The sequence below is a fragment of the Kamptonema sp. UHCC 0994 genome, assembly GCF_029167235.1.
Classification (GTDB): Bacteria; Cyanobacteriota; Cyanobacteriia; order Cyanobacteriales; family Microcoleaceae; genus Kamptonema.
Genome location: NZ_JARFTR010000002.1, coordinates 23,892 through 43,079 on the forward strand (window position 1 = coordinate 23,892; position 19,188 = coordinate 43,079).

Below are 19,188 nucleotides of genomic sequence, written 5' to 3' on the forward strand. Positions count from 1 at the left end.
ACCGTTAACCGTTAACAATTAGCCAATCCCTACCTCGGCGGCCGCCGATTTCGGAGAAACTCAGGAATATCCAATCCCCCCACAGACTTCGGATCTGGTGTTGGAGTAGCAGCAGGAGCCGGAGTAACACGGCGTACCCCCATCTCCTTAACAGTTGGCACCGAGAGCACCTCACCCGAAAAACCAGTAGCGATCACAGTAATCTTGATTTCGCCTTGAAGACGCTCATCAATTACCGCCCCAAAAATAATATTGGCATTAGGATCGACCACCTCATAAATCGTCTCAGCCGCTGCATTCACCTCATGGAGAGTCATATCAGTACCGCCAGTAATGTTGAAAACAACACCCCGTGCGCCCTCAATCGACGAAGCCTCCAACAAAGGCGAAGAAATAGCCTGCATCGCCGCTTCACGAGCCCGCGACTTACCAGAACCCAAACCAATGCCCATCAAAGCCGAACCAGCATCTGCCATTACAGCACGGACATCCGCAAAGTCAACATTGACCAAACCCGGAACCGTAATAATGTCAGAAATACCCTGTACCCCTTGCCGCAGAATATCATCCGCAACACGGAAAGCCTCTTGAACAGGCATTTGTTCAGAAATCACAGACAAAAGCTTATCATTCGGGATCACGATCAGCGTATCCACACGGCTTTGCAGAGCAGCAATACCCTCATCCGCTTGGCTAGTACGGCGGCGACCCTCAAAAGTGAAAGGTCGCGTCACCACCCCTACTGTCAGAGCGCCCATTTCCTTAGCCACCTCAGCCACAATCGGAGCCGCACCCGTACCGGTGCCGCCTCCCATCCCAGCCGTGATAAAAACCAAGTCAGAATTGCTTAAAGCATTAACAATCTCATCGCGAGACTCCTCAGCCGCCTTCTGGCCGATGGCAGGATTGCCCCCTGCCCCTAGGCCACGAGTCAACTTTTGTCCTACTTGCAAGCGTTGGAGTGCATTAGATAGAGCCAAGGCTTGGGCATCTGTGTTCAGCGTCCAAAACTCTACACCTGCAACTTCGCTGGCGATCATGCGGTTAACGGCATTGTTTCCACCCCCGCCTACACCAATCACTTTAATTCTTGCTGCACTACTTGGCACAATATCGCCGCTCCTAGATTCTTCGCGGGGCATGGCTTTAATATCGATATTAGGATCTCCTAAATATATCCCAGACTTGCGTCCAAAGGGATTAGCGGAATCTACTGGTAGCGTAAAATTCGCCTGTTCTTCCGAATGGGTACTGTCTTGGCCAGCGCCCTGTCTATAATTAAGAGTCATTAGAATCGGGGATGATAATTGACATTCCCCGGTCTAAAGACGCGGGGATTCTTAAGCAAAACTTTTTTAATGGGTGTAAATCCACAACAAAAAAGTTGATACTTAACTGTAAGCTAACTTTGGCCCGAAGCCAACAATCGCAACTACTGTTTTTCCGACTCCGGGATGTGAATCATCGGCGAAGCTGGATTTTGCAGATCGATGTAACCAATTTTGCTTGAATCCAGTTGTTTTGGCAATTGCCGCATTTTGTCCAAAACGCTTAGCTGCTCAGCCATACGGGAACTGTACGGCCCCAAATGCACAACACCCATTTCTGTCGTTAGGATTAAATTTCCCGGATTTTGCCAATCAACCTCAAACACTTTCACAGGGCTGCGACTAAGTGCAGAGTAAAATTGAGGCCAATAGACGCGGTAGAGTTCTAAGCGACCGATGACTTTGAGGGTAGGCATAGAGTGCGAGATTCCTGCTCCCTTAAAAGTACCGCCGCCTTCAGAGACAGTACCCGATCGCTTATCCGCAGTATAGCTCTCCAAAGGCATCCAGCCCCCATTGGCATCGAGCCAGACCGCCTTCTGTGTTCCCTGTGTAGGTGTTAAGGCGATCGCAGGTTGAGCGATCGCCACTGGCAAACGTTCCTGCACTTCTACCCTCAAAGAAGGGGGAAACAAATGACGAATCACCTTTGCTTTAGCGATCGGCCCAGTTGACTCCAGTTTTTTCGCCAGAGCTTGAGGCTGAATACCCCACACAGACTGGGGATAAGACAGCGGCAGCAAAGACATTACCGCGCGATCGGAAAGCCACTGATTGCCCTCAACCTTAACCTGTTCCGGTTTGGTAATCAACCAAACAGGCTGAGCTATGCCCCAGAGCAAACCTCCCGCAAAGGCACTGACTGCCAACGATTGCCAAATTCTCTGAACCAATTTCAAGCGCCTTTGGCGGCGCAAAAGGTCACGCCTGCGCCCTAACTCCGTTTGAGAAACTGATGCAAAACTAGCCATCTACTTTTTATTCCTAGCCTCCCATTTCCCCTAATAATTTAACCAGATCCCCGGAAAATTACCCACTTTGCTAATTGGTAATTGCTAATTGGTAATGGCTAATGGCTAATGGCTAATGGCTAATGGTTACTATCTCCCCCGCTCCCCCGCTCCCCCTCTCCCCTTCCCCCCACAAGCCAAAAAGCTATTTGTCAAAGTAAACTTAAACTCGCATTTTATAGCAACCGCCTTGGCGGTTAAGACGTTCTGAGTTCCACCAAACTCCCTGATTCTATTCCCTTCTTTCACGCTTCTCCTAGCCCCTAGCCCCTAGCCCCTAACCGCCAAGGCGGTTGCTATATGTTAACTTTTGGTCAAAAATAATCGTGATTGTACTAGAATTAGACAGATTTTATAAGGCGTGTAACCCTAGCAAAACTCTAGTCATGGGGAATCCAGGGGATCGCCAATATTACATTGATTTTGCTTCAGTACGGGGTGGCAAGATTATCGAATCCTTGCAGCGAACCATTACCCGTATCTCCCCTAACGAACCCACTTGCCAGCTCTTTACAGGGCATATAGGCTGTGGTAAATCTACTGAATTATTTCGGCTCAAAACTGAATTAGAGCAAGAAGACTTTTATGTTGTTTACTTCGAGTCTTCTCAAGATTTGGACATGGGAGATGTAGATATCAGTGATATATTGCTGAGTATTGCTCGCCAAGTAAGTGAAAGTTTAGAATCTGCCGGCATTAAACTCAGACATGGCTATTTCCAAAATTTGTTTACAGAAGTGGCAGAATTCTTGCAAACTCCCATAGAACTTTCGGCGGAGGCTGAGTTATCTGTTGGTATTGCCAAAATTACTGCTAAAACTAAAGATTCTCCTAAACTTCGCTCTCAGTTACGGCAATACTTAGAACCGCGAACTAATAGCATTTTACAAGCTATCAATGAAGAACTCCTTGAACGCGCCATTAAGGAACTTAAGAATAAAGGACATAAGGGACTTGTAGTTATTATCGACAATCTTGACCGCTTAGATGCTACATTAAAAGCTTCGGGACGCACGCAACCAGAATATTTATTTGTAGATCGCGGCGAACAGTTGAGGAAACTAAATTGCCATGTAGTTTACACGATTCCTCTAACATTGATTTTCTCAAATGATTTCGGCAGACTCTCGAATCGATTTGGAGTTAAACCTAAAGTATTGCCGATGGTGCCGGTACAAGTTCGAGCGGGTCTCGACTATGAAGAAGGGATGGCTCTACTGCGGCAGCTAGTGCTAGCAAGAGCTTTTCCTACAGTCGATCCAATCGAACGCACTGCTTTAATATCTTATGTTTTCGATCGTCCTCAAACATTAGACCGAATCTGCCGAGTTAGCGGCGGTCACGTTCGTAACTTGCTGGTATTGTTGTATAGTTGTTTGCAGCAAGAAGACCCTCCTTTTTCACGAGAATGCTTGGAAAATGTCATTCAAGAATACCGCGATGACTTGCTTGCTGCCATCACTGAACAAGAATGGGAATTGCTCTTTCAGGTAGTGCAGCGGCAAAATGTTACAGGGGAGGAAGAATGCCAAACTTTACTACGAAGTATGTTTGTATTTGAATACCGGGATCAGGAGGGGCGCTGGTTTGGGATCAATCCGGCACTAGCAGAAACTAAGAAATATAAAGCTTGGCAGCAATGTCTTGAAGTTGTAAGTTAAACTTTATAAATTACCTATTCCTTGAGGAATATTTTTTGGGGTGGATTGTGTTTGTCTAAACTAAATAGATTTTTTGTCAAGATACTTTTAGCCAACAAAATGCTGATGCTGACAGCAGAGTTAATGTGTTACAGCTCAGCATTTAGGCTAAAGATTTTAAGTTGTAGAGTAACTTTGCAAAAAGTCTAATTTCAGTTGGAATCACAGTACAATTTCAAAATAAGGTAGAAAGATGACTGATCTGCTAAAGCTAGAGGAAACTATTAGCTACAATGAGCGATCGCTAAAGACACTGGTACGATCCATTACCATGTCTCAAGGTCAATTTTCCCTAATTTTAGTCCGCTGCAATTACGATCGATTACGGTTTTCAATGGTGCAGCGACTCCGGGAAATGTCACCAATTCAAATTCAAGATATAGTCCTCGCTACGTCGGTCAAAACGCTTTACACTACTCTGCTAGTAAAGACTCGTTCTTTGGTGTCAATGAGTGGAAATTCCGAGTCTGCTTTGATGGTATTTGGTTTAGAAAGTGTAGTTGATATCGATGATTTGCTCACATCTACAAACCAAGTGCGGGACGAGTTTCGCAAAAATTTTGCCTTTCCGTTAGTGCTCTGGGTGACAGATGATATTGCAGCAAAAATGATTCGATTGGCTCCTGATTTCAAAAGTTGGGCTGCTGCTACAATTAAATTTGAAATGGCTACTGACGAATTGATGGATTTTTTGCGTCAGCAAGCAGATGCTATTTTTACTGTTGGGAAACTCAATGCAGAATCGGAAAAAGAGAGCGATGAAGCTAAGAAAGAGCTCTTAGAAACAAAGTTAAATTTATCTCAAACGAGTGAAGTTATACTGCCAAATTCAGGTTCGCATCTCTGGGCCAAGGATTCTACGTCCATTTTCTCCTCTGAATCCAATCCGGTTAATACCCTAGACCTGGCAATTGGTTCTAGGCGGCGACAAGAACTAGAATTAGCATTAAAAGATTTGGAAAGTCGCGGACAAGAGTTAGAACCCGCTCTTGAAGCTAGCTTGCAATTTGTTCTTGGTTGTGATTACTACATTAGCGACAATACAGAAACTGCTTTAATTAACTATCAGCAAAGTTTAGCTTTTTGGAAGCAGAAAACTGAGGATGAAAGACTAGAAATTAAGGATACGGGGGAAAAGTTAAAACCACGTTGGCCTAGTCTGCATGAAGCTTTGCGAGAAGGGAAGTATGACAATATAGAAAATAATCTAAAACAAACTGAAGCTATTTCTTCTCAGTCTCAGATCCTTGCTTATCAATTTCTAGAACGGCAAGGGATTGTCTTGTTTCACATTGCTTTATGCCAACGCCTGCAAGCTGCTAGAAATCCTGTAGCTAACCGCTTGCATTTGCAAGAAGCAAGGATTAGTTTGGAAGAATCTAGAGATGCTTTTGAAGCAGCAAATCGTTTCGATTTAGTGGCGGCGGTGACAACTCATTTAGGAGAGGTATTGCAAAGGTTGGAAGCTTGGCGAGAGTTGCAAAATCTCGCGGAAAGTTCCTTACAATTGCATTTTATCTACGGTACTCCCAGCCAACTTGCTCAGGATTATGGCTTTCTGGCTGAGGTTGCTCTGCAAGAGTTTAGATGGCATCATGCGCGACAGTTAGCTGAACTGGCTTTAGCTATTTTGGATCAAGCAGCAAACGGGGGAGATGGGGAAGATGGGGGAGATGGGGAAGATGGGGGAGATGGGGGAGATAAGGGAGATGGGGAAGGTAGAGGAGGTAAGGGAGTGAGGAGACGTAGGAGAAGTGAAAGAAGTAAATCTTCCTCATCTTTCCCATCCTCGCCATCCTCGACATCCTCCTTTCCCCTGTCGGATAAAAGTTTATATCTATTATTGCTAGCCCAAAGCCTGCGCCAACTGGGACAGTGGGAGGCGGCGGTAAATTACTTGGAATTGGCAGTTAGGCAAACTGAGGCGAAGTACGATCCGCGACTTTATATTGATATTTTGGCGGATTTGCGATCGCTCTACTTTGAGCGGGCGGAATATCTTAAGGCTTTTCGGACTAAGAAAACCCAGCGTTCGATTGAGTATCAGTACGGTTTCAGAGCTTTTATTGGTGCCGGCCAATTGCAACCGCACCGCCAAGCGATTAACCCTTCCATGCCTTGTGTGGAAAATCAAGTTGCGATCGCGGAAGAAATGACTGCTTCCTGTCGGCAACAAGATATTAGCCGTTTACTGGAAAGAATTAGTCGAGACGATCATAAATTAACTATAATTCATGGGCCAAGCGGTGTAGGAAAAAGTTCTCTTGTCAATGCTGGATTAGTGCCAGCGCTGAAAAATATTAGCTTCGGTGCGCGGGATACTTTACCCGTTGTTGTGCAAGTCTACACTGACTGGGTGATGGAGTTAGAAAAGTATTTAACTAAGGGACTTGAGAACAGAGAAGCAGAAGAACAGAGGCGATTGAGGGCAAAAGGAGTACCAGAAATTCATGGAATTTGGAAGGGGAAAACAGGGGTTCGCAATTTAGAACCTTCATGTTTTATCGCTCATCCTGCATCATTTATTATCGACCAGTTACGGCAGAATGCAGAAAATAATTTGCTGACAATACTAATTTTCGATCAGTTTGAAGAGTTTTTCTTTGTTTGCACTTCTGGGACACAAAGACAAATTTTTTATGAATTTTTGCGTAGCTGCTTAAATCTACCTTTTGTCAAGGTAATTCTGTCTCTACGGGAAGACTATTTGCATTACTTATTAGAGTGCGATCGCGTTCCCCATCTGGATGCAATTAATAACAACATTTTAGATAAGCAGATTCGCTATCAATTAAGAAATTTTTCAATTCGAGATGCCCGTAGTGTGATCGAACATTTAACTGAAAGGGCTGAATTTTACTTAGAACCAGCATTGATTGATGCTTTTGTTTTGGATTTAGCTGATGAACTAGAAGAAGTGCGTCCGATTGAGTTGCAAGTAGTGGGAGCACAACTGCAAGAAGAAGGAATTGCGACCTTAGAACAATATCAGCAACTAGGCGCTCAACCCAAAGCAGAATTAGTTAAGCGTTCCCTCGATCGAGTGATTTCAGACTGTGGTTTAGAAAATGAAGATGCTGCCTGGAAAATCTTATTTTCCTTGACAGATGAAAGAGGTGTAAGGCTGATCAAAACTAAGCAAGAATTATCATTGGTCATCAGTAAAAATTTATTGGCTGTGAACATCATGCGATCCACTAAAAATATACTAGAAAACAATGAAAGTCTTGACTTAATATTAGAGATATTAGTCGGTCATGGCTTGCTATTTATGCTCCGAGAATCGCCAGAAGATCGCTATCAATTAGTTCATGATTATCTCGTTAGACCTATCCGCCAAAGATTCGGAATAGAAGCACGGTTGCACCGTGCTGAAGCTGATAAACAAATGAGTCAAGTACAACTTTACCACACAAATCGTCGCCTTAAACAACTACTAGCTTTAGCTGTGATTGGCGTAGTGCTATTATCCACTTCCACCATTGCTGCTCTCAATTTTTGGCATCGAGCTGTTGCTCAAAAACAGCTAGCAATGGCTCAAAGGCAGCGTGCAGATATTAATACTTTAACAGCAGCTTCTGAAGCACTTTTTTTATCAAATAATAAATTTGATTCTCTGATGGAAAGTTTGAGGGCAGGTAAACAATGGAGGCAAATCGAAAACACTCAAGAAACTCAAACTCTTAAAGATACTGAAATTTTAATTGCGGCGGCACTTCAACAAGCAGTTTATGGGGTAAAAGAACGCAACCGTTTTGAGGGACATGGGGATGTAATTTGGGGTTTGAGTTTCAGTCCTGATGGCAAAACAATTGCTTCTGGCAGTGTAGATAAAACTGTCAGAATTTGGCGCAGAGATGGTAGTTTACAAGCAACATTGAAAGGTCATACTAACAGTATAGCTTATGTGGCATTTAGTCCAAATAGTCAAATCTTAGCTTCTGGAAGTCTTGATAAAACTGTTAAGCTCTGGCGTAGTGATGGGAGCCCGATCAAAACTTTAATTGGTCATGGGAATAATATCACAAGCCTCTGTTTTAGTCCTGATGGTAAAATGTTAGCTTCTGCCTCTGGAGACAAAACAGTTAAAATTTGGAAAATAGATGGTACTTTGTTCAAAACTTTACAGCATGAATCTCCGGTAAATGCGGTTAGCTTCAGCCGAGATGGTAAAATAATTGCCTCTGCTAGTGATAATGGGACTGTCAAAATTTGGCAGACTGATGGTAAGTTAGTAGCAAATTTGCGGCATCGGGAAGGGGTTGGTTTATCTAAAGTTTACAGTATTAGTTTCTCCCCTAACAGTGAAATGCTTGCCTCGGCTGGAGAGGACAAAACTGTGAAACTCTGGAATCTAGCAAAGATTTTACAAGCTGAAGGCAAGAGAAAGGCAACGGAGTTAAAAACAAAGGATTTTTTGCTCGCGACTTTGACCGCTCATTCTAAGTTAATTTTGGGTGTAAGTTTTTCCCCGGATGGCCGAAGTTTAGCTTCAGCTAGTGCAGATAAAACTATAAAAATTTGGAGCTTAAAAACTGTTTTAAATGGTAAAGGATATAAAAACTCTGGCAATGTAAAAACTGAGATTCGGCTAATTAGAACCTTAGCTGGACATGGGGATAAAGTTACTCAGGTGAGTTGGAGCCCGGATAGTAAAACGCTGGCTTCATCAAGTTTTGATAAGACGGTGAGGCTATGGCGACTTGATGATATACCGCTCAAAACTTTGGAGGGTCATAAAAATCGAGTTCAAAGTGTAAGTTTTACTCCTAATGGTCAAATTGTGGCTTCGGCTTCTGTTGATAAGACGATTAAACTTTGGAGTCGTAGCGGTGTTTTGCTGCAAACTTTGCAGGGACATAATAATCGAGTTTCGAGCCTAAGTTTTAGTCCTGATGGCAAGTTACTTGTTTCTGGTAGTTATGACAAATCTGTGAAATTGTGGCGCGTGAAGACTGAGGGTAAAATGACTAATGTTGCTCCTTCTTCTGTTCTTTCTGCTCTATCTCCTTTTGCCTCTCTTATTCTTACTCTGAATGGTCATCGGGATAGTGTGATGAGTGTAAGTTTTAGCCCTGATGGTCAGATAATTGCTTCGGCGAGTAAGGATAAGACTGTTAAACTTTGGAGTCGTGATGGAAAGTTAATTAAAACTCTAACGGGACATACTGGATGGGTGAGTAGCGTCAGTTTTAGTCCTGATGGAAAAATGTTGGCTTCTGCGAGTGATGACGGTACTGTTAAACTTTGGAGTCGGGAGGGTAGTATTATTAGAAGCTTTTATGCTCACAATAGTTTTGTCATGGGGGTCAGTTTTAGTCCTGATGGTAAATTAATTGCAACGGCTGGTTATGACAATACGGTGAAACTCTGGAATCTTGACGGTACAATGGTTGCGACTTTGTTGAAGGGTTCTAGTGATAGCGTGACAAGTGTGACTTTTAGCCCGGATGGTTTGCTGGTTGCGTCGGGAAGTTATGACAATAAGGTGAAAATTTGGAGCCGCAATGGTACTTTGCTGAAAACTCTGAATGGTCATCGGGATAGTGTGATGAGTGTGAGTTTTAGCCCGGATGGTAAGGTACTTGCTTCTGGTAGTAAGGATCGTACTGTGATTTTGTGGAATTTGGATCTGGATGATTTGTTGGGGCGGGGTTGCGACTGGGTGGGTGATTATCTGAAAACTAATCCGAATGTAAGCGATCGCGATCGGCATTTGTGCGATGGAGTGAAAATTGAGAATTAAAAATTGAATGTAGGGTGGAAAAATTAGGACTTACTCAGCTTTACGTAACGCCGCCATCCTGGCGGTTTTTTTACCGCCAAGATGGCGGCGTTACGTGAGTGTACCTTAGAAGTTATGAGAAATCCCTTCTATTCATCAACGCTTTCTAGTAAAGTAAACAAATGTAAAGAAATATTAGTTTTCTACGATCGCTTGGTTAAGACAACCAATTTACCTAAACCCTTGACAAATACACCAAAATTTGCTATGCAACAGCTTTTACCCCAAAGATTTTTAGCATCCATTACTGCCTTTTTCCTAGTTCTCTCAGTTTGGGCGATCGCCCCCGCAGCCTGGGCCTACAATAACCCCGATTTGCTGCCTGAGACTCAGACACCCATAATTGATTTAGCCAAAGCCCTGACAGACATTCAAGAACAGACGCTAGCTAAAGACTTAGAGCAGTTTGAAGCTGAAACAGGCTGGAAACTGCGAGTTTTGACTCAATACGATCGCACACCTGGTTTAGCAGTCAAAGATTACTGGGGACTGGATCAGAAAAGTGTCTTGCTAGTTGCCGATCAGCGTGGCGGCAACCTGCTTAATTTTAACGTTGGGGACGACCTTTACCCCTTACTACCGCGCACATTTTGGGTGGAGTTGCAAACTCGCTTCGGCAATCAATTTTTTATCCGAGACAACGGCGAAGACCAATCTATCCTCGAATCCTTAGAATCAATTAAACTTTGTTTGCGCCAGGGTGGTTGTCGCGTAGTCCCCGGTTTGCCACGAGAACAATGGATTTTGACTCTGATTACTTCTGTAGTCGGCGGCATAATCTGCGGATTTGCAGCACATCCGCGCAAACCTGGACAAATTGTAGCTTGGCAGTGGGCGCTGATTTTTTCTCCCCTGTGGGGGATTTTATTTATCGCTTTCGGCATTGGCCCAGTAGTGTCCCGTACCTCCGAGTGGCTACCACTGCTGCGGAATGTGGCTGGTTTCCTAATTGGGGCCCTGGCGGCTTTTTTAACTCCAGTCTTGAACCAGTCTTCAGCTTCAGAAAGGTAATCAGTTGTCGATCGCAAAAAGCTGATAAGCTAACGGTTAACAGTTAACAGTTAACAGTTAACAGTTAACCAACAACAATAGCTGAAATCTGAGAGGCGATCGCTATTCAAATGGAATGGCACGTAACCGATGCCCAAAGTCTGGGAATAATCGATCGCGAAATTGGCGATCATGTCTTGTCGCCGGCGGAGTACGAAATTGTCCGCCGCGTGATTTACACTACGGCTGACTTTGAATACAAGTCTCTGATCCGTTTTTCTGACCACGCTTTACAGGCGGGGGCGGCGGCATTAGCGGCGCGGACTACGATTGTTGTAGATGTGCCAATGGTGCAAGTGGGGATTACGCCCCAGATTCAGAGCACTTTTGCGAATCCAGTATATTGTTCGATGGAGGCTTTAACTCGGCCTCAGAAGGAAAAAACCCGTGCTGCTTGGGGCATTGAAACTTTGGCCCGGCGCTATCCAGAGGGAATTTTTGTAGTAGGTCAGGCTCAAACGGCGCTGTCGGCGCTGGTAGATTTGATTGAGGCTGAGGAGATTCGGCCTGCTTTAGTGATTGGTACGCCTTCGGGATTTGTGGGGGTGGATGTGGCTAAGTCAAGGCTGCATGATTCAATGATTCCTCATATTCGGATTGAGGGACGTAAGGGATCTGCGGTGGTGGCTGTGGCGATCGTTAATGGGTTGGTGGATTTGGCCTGGCAGGCCTATGGTCAAGAGGGGAATAGTTTGGGTTAGGTATGAAATCTTATAACATTGTCACTCTGATTGGCAAAACTTGCATGACACCCGATGACGGTATGAAGGTGTATGAGTTGACTTACCCAGAACTACTGGCAGAGCACGCTGTAGAGCTTGATTTTGATGGGGTAGAGATTTTTGCATCTCCCTTTTTCAATTTTGCTATTGGACAGCTACTTAGGGATATCTCTCCAGATACTTTAAACCGTCTGCTGAAATTTTCTCATCTTAATACCGTAGGCAACCAGATACTTAAACTGGTGATTAAAAACTCAAAACGCTACTACGCAGCAGATGATGCAACTCGCAATGCAATCAATGAAATTGTCAGCAAACAGGTGGAAAATGTATAATGGCAGTCCAATATGCAGTCAAGGCTGAAGTAGTTAATATCCAGTTTGACACGCCTCAAAAAGATGACATTTTTCTGGTAGATACTAATGTCTGGTACTGGCTGAGTTACACTAAAGCCAGTACCTCTGCTCTTCCCTATCAAATTAACGATTATCCTGCTTATTTAAGAAAAGTTATTTCTGCTCAAGGATTACTTTTGTATTGTGGGCTTTCTTTAGCAGAGTTAGCACATAATATTGAACAGGTAGAACGAAAAATTTTTTCGACTACATTAAATACAAAAGAATATCGCCATAATTACTCAACAGAAAGAGCTAACGTAGTAGCTGAAGTTGTAGCCGCTTGGAGTCAGGTAACATCTATTGCTGTATCGACTGATGTAACAGTTGATGAAACTACAACTAACGCATCTTTAACCAGATTTCAAACGCAACTTTTAGACGGCTACGATCTCCTGATTTTGGAAGCAATGGATAAAGCAGGAATAGTTCAAGTAATTACTGATGATGGTGATTATGTGACTGTTCCTGGGATCAAAGTTTTTACTGCTAACCGTAATGTAATTACGACCGCAAGAAATCAAGGAAAACTGATTACTAGATAAGCAATAGACAAAATACTCAATCAGTAATCTAAGCGCGATCGCATCCTTTCCCCTCCCCTTTCTTCACCTTCATCTCTTCCTCCCCTATCTCTTTTCTTTTTCAACTGACGACTGACTTCTACAAACACATCCCGCCGTAAGTAAGGATAATCGCTTACCCACACATTTCGACTGGGAATGTAAATATCTGAAACCTTAGAAATACGGCTCAAATCTTCTTCATTTGACATTACTAACATCAAAGCAACTTGACCCGGTGCAATCTCCTGGTGAGTGCGGTTAATAAGTGCTTTAATTTTAGTAGTAAATTCCGTCTTATCTCCGACTTCTACATTAATCATCCGCTCTAAATTGTCTACAATCACAAGCTGTCCTTTACTGTTAACAGTTTCCTCTTGACTGCTGACTTCTTCTGTGATATAAACATCTAAAACTCGTCCTTGCCAGAAACCACAATATTTATATTTCCGGCATTGTAAATTTCGCAAACTTGCCGATAAAACCGGGCCCCAAAGCCAGTAAAGACCAGCAATAAGTCCAAAAATTAAAACTACTGCCCCGCCATCTTCCCACGCTAATTTATAGACTAATAGCATAAAAAGTACGCTGACTACAGAAATTAATAGCCGCTTCAAAAAATCTGAGGGTTTACCCCAAGCATATTTATATTGAGCAGCGGTAGCAACGGCGGGAATCAGCTCTTCAAACGTTTGTCGAGTTAATGGAACTAGCATAATTTTTTTGTTATTGGTTAACTGTTAACTGTTAACTGTTAACCAATAACCAGTTTACAATATTTTTTCTAAACCATAAACCAAAGATTTGAGTTCCAGCACTTTGCGGATGGCCAACAGGACACCGGGCATATAGCAAGCGCGATCGCTAGTATCATGGCGTAAAGTATAAACTTGACCAGGGCCCCCAAAAATTACCTCTTGGTGAGCAATTAAACCGGGTAAGCGAATGCTGTGAATGCGAATACCCTCATCCGCTAAACTTCCTCTCGCACCTGGCAATTTCTCACTTTCCTCTACCAATGGTGGATTAAAACTTTTCCCCATTTCTGCTAACATTTGAGCAGTTTGAATCGCCGTACCGCTGGGCGCGTCCGCTTTTTGGTTGTGATGAAGTTCAATAATTTCTACATGATCGAAATATTGCGATGCTGACAGCGCAGCTTGCTGAAGCAAAACCATACCGATCGAAAAATTAGGGATAATTAAACAACCGATGCTAGCTTTATCTGCAAACTCAGCTAAATCTTGAATTTGTTGGGGACTCAGGCCCGTAGTACCGACAACGGGGCGGATACCGTAGGCGATCGCAGAACGCACATTCTCATAAACTGAATTCGGGTGAGTAAAATCCACCATCACCCCCAACTGCTTTTCTTGACCCGCTAAAGCCAACATCCCTTGCAAATCATCCGTAAGAGGAACCTCCAATGCACCACATCCCGCAAGTTCCCCCGCATCCACGTTCAGAAACTCAGGAGAGCGCTCTATAGCCCCAAACAACGTCATATCCCCAACTGTTGCTACCGCCTTAACCACCTCACGGCCCATCTTGCCAGCAGCACCGTTAACAATCACCGGAATCGGAAGTTGACTCGCCATAATTTCACAAATATCCCTAGACTCGACAAAGGCATTTTAAACTGATAAGGCAACATTATCAGTTAACAGTTAACCGTTAACACTTAACACTTAACAGGCGCTTTTCAGGCTAATTCGCATCCAGCTATTTCCTCCGTGACTCCCAAATTCTATCGAAATCTTCGCTCTGTACTCTCCTTAGCAGCTCACTTCAGCGTTTTCTCAAACGGCACGAGGCTAAGGCTCTTTCCCGCCTTACTAACTAGCATAACCGTCAGCTTGCTGCTCCTATTAATTCGCCAACTAGGAGGACTCCAAGAGCTGGAAATGGCGACTTTTGACCGAGGTCTGCGGTTGATGGGCGATCGCGGCCCCGATCCGCGACTTCTAGTAGTTAGTATCACAGAAGAAGACATCCAAGCCCTAGGCAGAGTACCCCTTTCCGATGGCAGGATCGCACTAGCACTAGCAAAACTGCAACAACACCAGCCCAAAGTAATTGGCTTAGATATATATCGGGATGTACCTCAAGAACCAGGACACAAAGAACTCCTAACTCAACTTCAAGCCCCCAATGTAATTGCGATCGCCAAATTTAACGACTCTGAAAGTGCAGGAGTCCCGCCACCGCCAAGAGTACCACCAGATCGTATTGGCTTTAACGACTTATTGCTTGACCTCGATGGAGTAGTCCGCCGCAACTTGATGTTTCTCTCAAAACCAGACAAGAAACCCCTCTACTCATTTTCTTTCCGGCTGGCATTTTTCTATCTCAAGGATGTAGTTGAGCCCAAAAATAGTACCACTAACCGCAACTATATTTACTGGGGTAAAGCCGAGTTCACACCCTTAGAACCCGATTCTGGCGGCTATACTAACTTAGATGCCAACGGCTACCAAATTCTGCTCAATTACCGTTCTCCTCGCAAAGTAGCGCGGCAAATCAGCTTTAGGCAAGTCTTGAAAGGAGAATTTAACCCCAACTGGGTAAAAGACAAAATTGTACTAATTGGAACTACAGCCCCCAGCAGCAGAGATGTATTTCTCACCCCCTATAGCCCCATTGAGAAACAAAACGCCAAAATGCCTGGAGTGCTGCTTCACGCCCAAATGGTCAGCCAAATTTTGAGTGCAGTTTTAGACGGCTGGCCGCTGTTTTGGTTCTGGCCAGAGTGGGCAGAATTTTTGTGGACATTAGGATGGGCAACTACGGGCGGAATCGTGGCCTTGCGAATTCAACACCCTGCCAAATTAGGGCTGGCTTTAACAATAGCCCTAGGAGCTTTACTGGGGATTAGCCTTGGAATCTTTACAGAAGCAGGGTGGGTACCACCAGTGGAGCCAGCATTCGCAGTGATAGTCACAACTGCCTGCGTAACTGCTTATAAACAGCTATACAATGCCTTTCACGATTCCCTGACGGGACTGCCTAACCGAGCTTTGTTTATTGAGCGGGTTGCTCGCGCTGCCAAAAATGCCAAACATAGCCAGTATGATTTTTTTGCGGTGTTTTTTCTGGATTTAGATCGCTTTAAGGTAATTAACGATTCTCTTGGTCATGTCGCAGGAGACAGCTTGCTAATTGCGCTAGTAGAAAGATTGAAGTCTTGCGTGCGAGTTAGTGACCTTGTGGCGCGGGTTGGTGGGGGCGATTTTGCAATTCTAATTGAAAATATTAAAGATGTTGCTACTGCTACTAATGTGGCAGAACGGATTCACCAATCGCTGATTTTACCTTTTAATTTGAGCGGGCAAGAAATATTGATGACGGTGAGTATTGGTATTGCTGTGGGGGGTTCCCACGGGGAAATGGAAACAAAGGAAGGAGACGAGCGGCCGGAGTATCTATTGCGGGATGCTCACACGGCGATGTACCGTGCTAAAACTTTGGGAACGGGGCGCTATCAGGTGTTTAATCGAGCGATGCACGCAACGGCAGTGGAGCGCTTGCAGTTAGAAACAGATTTACGAATGGCTGTGAAGCGTCAAGAATTTTTGCTGCACTACCAGCCTTTTATCTGTTTGGCAACTGGGAAAATTATTGGTTTTGAGGCGCTGATTCGTTGGCAACACCCGGAACGGGGTTTGGTGTCGCCTCTGAAGTTTATTCCGGTGGCGGAGGAAACAGGTTTGATTTTGCCTATAGGTCAATGGGTGCTACAGGAAGCGATGCAGCAGTTACGTTTATGGCAGGATAAGTTTCAGTTTAATCCTCCTTTGACGATGAGTGTAAATTTATCTGCTAAACAGTTTTCACAGCCGGATTTGGTGGAGCAAATTCAGGAAATTCTGCAACGTACTGGTATTGATGCTGAGTATTTGAAGTTGGAGATTACGGAAAGTGTGGTGATGGATGAGGTGGAATCTGCGATCGCGGTTCTTAATCAGATGAAGGCGTTAAATGTGAAGTTGGGAATTGATGATTTCGGGACGGGATATTCGTCTTTGAGTTATTTGAGTCGCTTTCCTACTGATACTTTGAAGGTGGATAAGTCTTTTGTTGGTCGTATGGAAGTTGGCTCTGAGGGCGGGGTGGAAAAAATCGCTAATCCGAAGTCACGGAGAGGAGAAAATACGGCGATCGTGCGGACTATTGTGATGCTGGCTCACGCTTTGGGGATGGATGTGATTGCTGAGGGGGTGGAAACGGCGGAACAGTTGACTGGGTTGCGATCGCTTGGCTGTGAATACGGCCAAGGTTATTTCTTTGCTAGGCCGCTTCCAAGTGAGGCGGCAACGGCGTTGATTGCTTCAGATCCTCAGTGGTAATTGTTAACAGTTAACAGTTAACTGTTAATTGGTAATTGTTAACTGGTAATTGTTAATTGGTAATTGTTAATTGGTAATTGGTAATTGGTAATTGGTAATTGGTAATTGGTAATTATATGATGTGATGATGTGCAATTTATAGCAACCGCCAAAGCGCTTTTTCCTGAAAGCTTATTCTATTCCCTTCTTTCCCTTCTTTCCCTAGCCCCTAGCCCCTAGCCCCTTTCCTATAGTAATCGGCGATTGAAATCGCATCTACACAGACGAAACCCGCCTTCGCGGGTTGAAATTCTTTAGCTAGCTTGAGAAACTAAGATTTCTAACTCTCTGGGATCAGTTAACAGTTTCCCCAACTTTTCACTCATGTAGTGAACTTCGTAGTCTGGTGCAAGTTCTTGCCGCAGTTGATGCCATAAACTTATCCCTTCTTCCTCGAAGGCTTCCGCTTCCTCTGGACTGGCAAAATCAGAGTCAGGTGGGTAATCCTGGTTCAAAATGCTATCAAAAACTGCTGCCCATTTTTCCAGACGTTTAATTGTTTCTGGCTTGAGAGAAAGAGTTTCGGGATCGATATCACCAGCTTTATCTGGGGTTTCCCACCATAAAGGATAGCACCCATAGTCTACCATTAGTTTAATTGTTTCTGCTGCCATAGTTATCCTCTGTAAATTTTATGGAAGTTCTGGGGTTAGCACTAACGATGTATCCATTTTCGGATACTTGTACTGCAAGGTACTTAGTTTCACCGTTAAGAGTGAATTGATAAATAGAACGCGGCGTGGAGCTTGTTTTTCCCTGCGATCCAACTATTTGACCTTGGGTGACAGCCATCATTATAACATCCGGTATTTGGTCTGTGGATATTCCTCGATCTGCAAACTGCGAAAGATGATCCTTAAGAATGTGTTGCAGACCAGAAGTAGCATTTCCAGTTTCCAGAAAGATAATTTTCCCCTCAGCAGTTTTGGCAATCCTGATAATATTTTGAGGGTTGTGCTTGATACCATTTTGCCGTAGTTCAGCAATTAGAGCTGCTGTTTCAGTTTCAGAAGATTCATTAGGCGAATTCAAAGTAATGCCTCTTTTGTGCGACAATGAAAGACGGTAATAAAAGTTTAGAGTTTATTGTGAGTCCTACTGCCGAAGCCATTAATACCCAGAATGCGGGTGCGCCACCTGCTGTTAGCGTTGCCCGCCGCGCTGTTTTTCCCTTCACGGCCATTGTCGGCCAGGAGGAAATGAAACTGGCGCTGCTGTTGAATGTGATTGACCCCAAGATTGGGGGTGTAATGATTATGGGCGATCGCGGTACGGGCAAATCTACTACTATCCGCGCCCTAGCTGACTTGTTACCAGAAATTGATGTGGTGGCGGATGACCCCTTCAATAGCCATCCTAGCGATCCTGAATTAATGAGCGACGCATTGCGAGAAAGGGTGGCACAGCAGGTAGAAATTGCGATCGCGAAGAAAAAAGTCCCGATGGTAGACTTGCCCTTGGGCGCTACAGAAGACCGCGTTTGCGGCACTATTGATATTGAAAAAGCTTTATCTGAAGGTGTTAAAGCTTTTGAACCAGGGCTTTTAGCTAAAGCAAATCGCGGCATTCTTTACGTTGATGAAGTCAATTTGCTCGACGATCATTTAGTAGATGTTTTGCTTGACTCAGCAGCAAGTGGCTGGAATACTGTAGAAAGAGAAGGCATTTCTATCCGCCATCCAGCCCGTTTTGTCCTAGTTGGTTCCGGCAACCCAGAAGAAGGAGAATTACGCCCGCAATTGTTAGATAGATTTGGAATGCACGCCGAAATTCGGACTGTAAAAGAGCCGACTTTAAGAGTACAAATTGTGGAGCAACGGTCAGATTTTGACCAAAATCCTAAAGAATTTTTAGAAAAATATGAACCTGAGCAAAATGAGCTACAAAAACAGCTTGTCGATGCTCAGGAAAGGTTAAAATCAGTACAACTTGACTACGATTTGAGGGTAAAGATTTCCCAAGTTTGTGCTGAGTTGGATGTGGATGGACTGCGAGGAGATATTGTTACTAATCGGGCGGCAAAAGCTTTGGCAGCTTATGAAGGTCGAACAGAAGTTACTGTTGATGATATTCGCCGAGTTGTCACTCTTTGTTTGCGCCATCGGTTGCGAAAAGACCCCTTAGAAAGCATCGATTCTGGTTACAAAGTTCAAAAAGTATTCGGTCAAGTTTTTGGTTTGGAAACTGCTAATGGCTAATAGCTAATGCTTAAGAAATTACGTAACGCCGCCCTCTGGGCGGTATTTCACC

The 19,188-nt window shown here is 44.1% G+C and carries 14 protein-coding genes; 8 read left to right on the forward strand and 6 right to left on the reverse strand.

Annotation, left to right across the window (positions count from 1 at the left end):
• Nucleotides 1-29 precede the first annotated feature (29 nt).
• Both ftsZ and PY364_RS00415 read right to left on the reverse strand, forming a co-directional pair.
• The gene (gene ftsZ / locus PY364_RS00410; RefSeq protein WP_275519398.1) at nucleotides 30-1,289 is read right to left on the reverse strand and encodes a cell division protein FtsZ; all 1,260 of its coding nucleotides are present in this window, start codon (nucleotides 1,287-1,289) and stop codon (nucleotides 30-32) included.
• A 143-nt stretch (nucleotides 1,290-1,432) separates the two neighbouring features.
• Entirely contained in the window at nucleotides 1,433-2,299 is an 867-nt protein-coding gene (locus PY364_RS00415; RefSeq protein WP_275519400.1) for an FtsQ-type POTRA domain-containing protein, read from the reverse strand.
• A gap of 365 nt (nucleotides 2,300-2,664) precedes the next feature.
• Here PY364_RS00415 and PY364_RS00420 point away from each other — a divergent pair, with 365 nt between their 5' ends.
• The 6 genes from PY364_RS00420 (at nucleotide 2,665) to PY364_RS00445 (ending at nucleotide 12,535) form a co-directional block, all read left to right on the forward strand.
• Nucleotides 2,665-3,999 (forward strand): P-loop NTPase fold protein, encoded by a 1,335-nt coding sequence (locus PY364_RS00420; protein ID WP_275519402.1) that lies wholly within the window; start codon nucleotides 2,665-2,667, stop codon nucleotides 3,997-3,999.
• Between the two features lie 232 nt (nucleotides 4,000-4,231).
• Nucleotides 4,232-9,784: a hypothetical protein gene (locus PY364_RS00425; RefSeq protein WP_275519404.1), complete on the forward strand. Its 5,553-nt coding sequence runs from the start codon at nucleotides 4,232-4,234 to the stop codon at nucleotides 9,782-9,784.
• A 246-nt stretch (nucleotides 9,785-10,030) separates the two neighbouring features.
• Entirely contained in the window at nucleotides 10,031-10,834 is an 804-nt protein-coding gene (locus tag PY364_RS00430) for a TPM domain-containing protein (RefSeq protein WP_275519428.1), read from the forward strand.
• Nucleotides 10,835-10,944: 110 nt separating this feature from the next.
• Nucleotides 10,945-11,574 carry a precorrin-8X methylmutase gene (locus tag PY364_RS00435; RefSeq protein ID WP_275519406.1) on the forward strand — a complete coding sequence of 210 codons (630 nt, stop codon included), beginning with the start codon at nucleotides 10,945-10,947 and terminating at the stop codon, nucleotides 11,572-11,574.
• Between the two features lie 2 nt (nucleotides 11,575-11,576).
• Nucleotides 11,577-11,930, forward strand: a complete 354-nt coding sequence (locus PY364_RS00440; RefSeq protein ID WP_275519408.1) for an STAS-like domain-containing protein — start codon at nucleotides 11,577-11,579, stop codon at nucleotides 11,928-11,930.
• A complete protein-coding gene (locus PY364_RS00445; protein WP_275519410.1) occupies nucleotides 11,930-12,535 on the forward strand; it encodes a hypothetical protein in 606 nt (201 codons plus the stop codon). The genes PY364_RS00440 and PY364_RS00445 overlap by 1 nt, the downstream gene beginning before the upstream one ends.
• A 20-nt stretch (nucleotides 12,536-12,555) precedes the next feature.
• Here PY364_RS00445 and PY364_RS00450 read toward each other — a convergent pair whose 3' ends face one another.
• On the reverse strand, nucleotides 12,556-13,269 hold the full coding sequence (locus tag PY364_RS00450) for a phosphate ABC transporter permease (RefSeq protein WP_275519412.1): 714 nt from the start codon (nucleotides 13,267-13,269) through the stop codon (nucleotides 12,556-12,558).
• A 54-nt stretch (nucleotides 13,270-13,323) separates the two neighbouring features.
• Nucleotides 13,324-14,151: a 4-hydroxy-tetrahydrodipicolinate reductase gene (dapB, locus tag PY364_RS00455; RefSeq protein WP_275519414.1), complete on the reverse strand. Its 828-nt coding sequence runs from the start codon at nucleotides 14,149-14,151 to the stop codon at nucleotides 13,324-13,326.
• Between the two features lie 135 nt (nucleotides 14,152-14,286).
• On the opposite strand from dapB, the gene PY364_RS00460 reads away from it, so the two are divergent.
• Complete coding sequence (locus tag PY364_RS00460; RefSeq protein ID WP_275519416.1) at nucleotides 14,287-16,899, forward strand: EAL domain-containing protein; 2,613 nt, start codon at nucleotides 14,287-14,289, stop codon at nucleotides 16,897-16,899.
• 293 nt (nucleotides 16,900-17,192) lie between these two features.
• On the opposite strand, the gene PY364_RS00465 is transcribed toward PY364_RS00460, so the two are convergent.
• The gene (locus PY364_RS00465) at nucleotides 17,193-17,552 is read right to left on the reverse strand and encodes a hypothetical protein (RefSeq protein WP_275519418.1); all 360 of its coding nucleotides are present in this window, start codon (nucleotides 17,550-17,552) and stop codon (nucleotides 17,193-17,195) included.
• Nucleotides 17,533-17,970 carry a hypothetical protein gene (locus PY364_RS00470; RefSeq protein ID WP_275519420.1) on the reverse strand — a complete coding sequence of 146 codons (438 nt, stop codon included), beginning with the start codon at nucleotides 17,968-17,970 and terminating at the stop codon, nucleotides 17,533-17,535. Before PY364_RS00470 ends, PY364_RS00465 begins: the two co-directional genes overlap by 20 nt.
• 23 nt (nucleotides 17,971-17,993) lie before the next feature.
• On the opposite strand from PY364_RS00470, the gene bchI reads away from it, so the two are divergent.
• The gene (gene bchI / locus PY364_RS00475; RefSeq protein WP_275519422.1) at nucleotides 17,994-19,136 is read left to right on the forward strand and encodes a magnesium chelatase ATPase subunit I; all 1,143 of its coding nucleotides are present in this window, start codon (nucleotides 17,994-17,996) and stop codon (nucleotides 19,134-19,136) included.
• Nucleotides 19,137-19,188: the final 52 nt, after the last annotated feature.

Excerpts from the sequence above, each read along its gene's own strand:
- ftsZ (WP_275519398.1), bottom strand. The coding sequence starts at position 1,289 with ATGACTCTTAATTATAGACAGGGCGCTGGCCAAGACAGTACCCATTCG.
- PY364_RS00415 (WP_275519400.1), bottom strand. The coding sequence starts at position 2,299 with ATGGCTAGTTTTGCATCAGTTTCTCAAACGGAGTTAGGGCGCAGGCGT.
- PY364_RS00425 (WP_275519404.1), top strand. The coding sequence starts at position 4,232 with ATGACTGATCTGCTAAAGCTAGAGGAAACTATTAGCTACAATGAGCGA.
- PY364_RS00430 (WP_275519428.1), top strand. The coding sequence starts at position 10,031 with ATGCAACAGCTTTTACCCCAAAGATTTTTAGCATCCATTACTGCCTTT.
- PY364_RS00435 (WP_275519406.1), top strand. The coding sequence starts at position 10,945 with ATGGAATGGCACGTAACCGATGCCCAAAGTCTGGGAATAATCGATCGC.
- PY364_RS00440 (WP_275519408.1), top strand. The coding sequence starts at position 11,577 with ATGAAATCTTATAACATTGTCACTCTGATTGGCAAAACTTGCATGACA.
- PY364_RS00445 (WP_275519410.1), top strand. The coding sequence starts at position 11,930 with ATGGCAGTCCAATATGCAGTCAAGGCTGAAGTAGTTAATATCCAGTTT.
- PY364_RS00450 (WP_275519412.1), bottom strand. The coding sequence starts at position 13,269 with ATGCTAGTTCCATTAACTCGACAAACGTTTGAAGAGCTGATTCCCGCC.
- dapB (WP_275519414.1), bottom strand. The coding sequence starts at position 14,151 with ATGGCGAGTCAACTTCCGATTCCGGTGATTGTTAACGGTGCTGCTGGC.
- PY364_RS00465 (WP_275519418.1), bottom strand. The coding sequence starts at position 17,552 with ATGGCAGCAGAAACAATTAAACTAATGGTAGACTATGGGTGCTATCCT.
- bchI (WP_275519422.1), top strand. The coding sequence starts at position 17,994 with ATGAAAGACGGTAATAAAAGTTTAGAGTTTATTGTGAGTCCTACTGCC.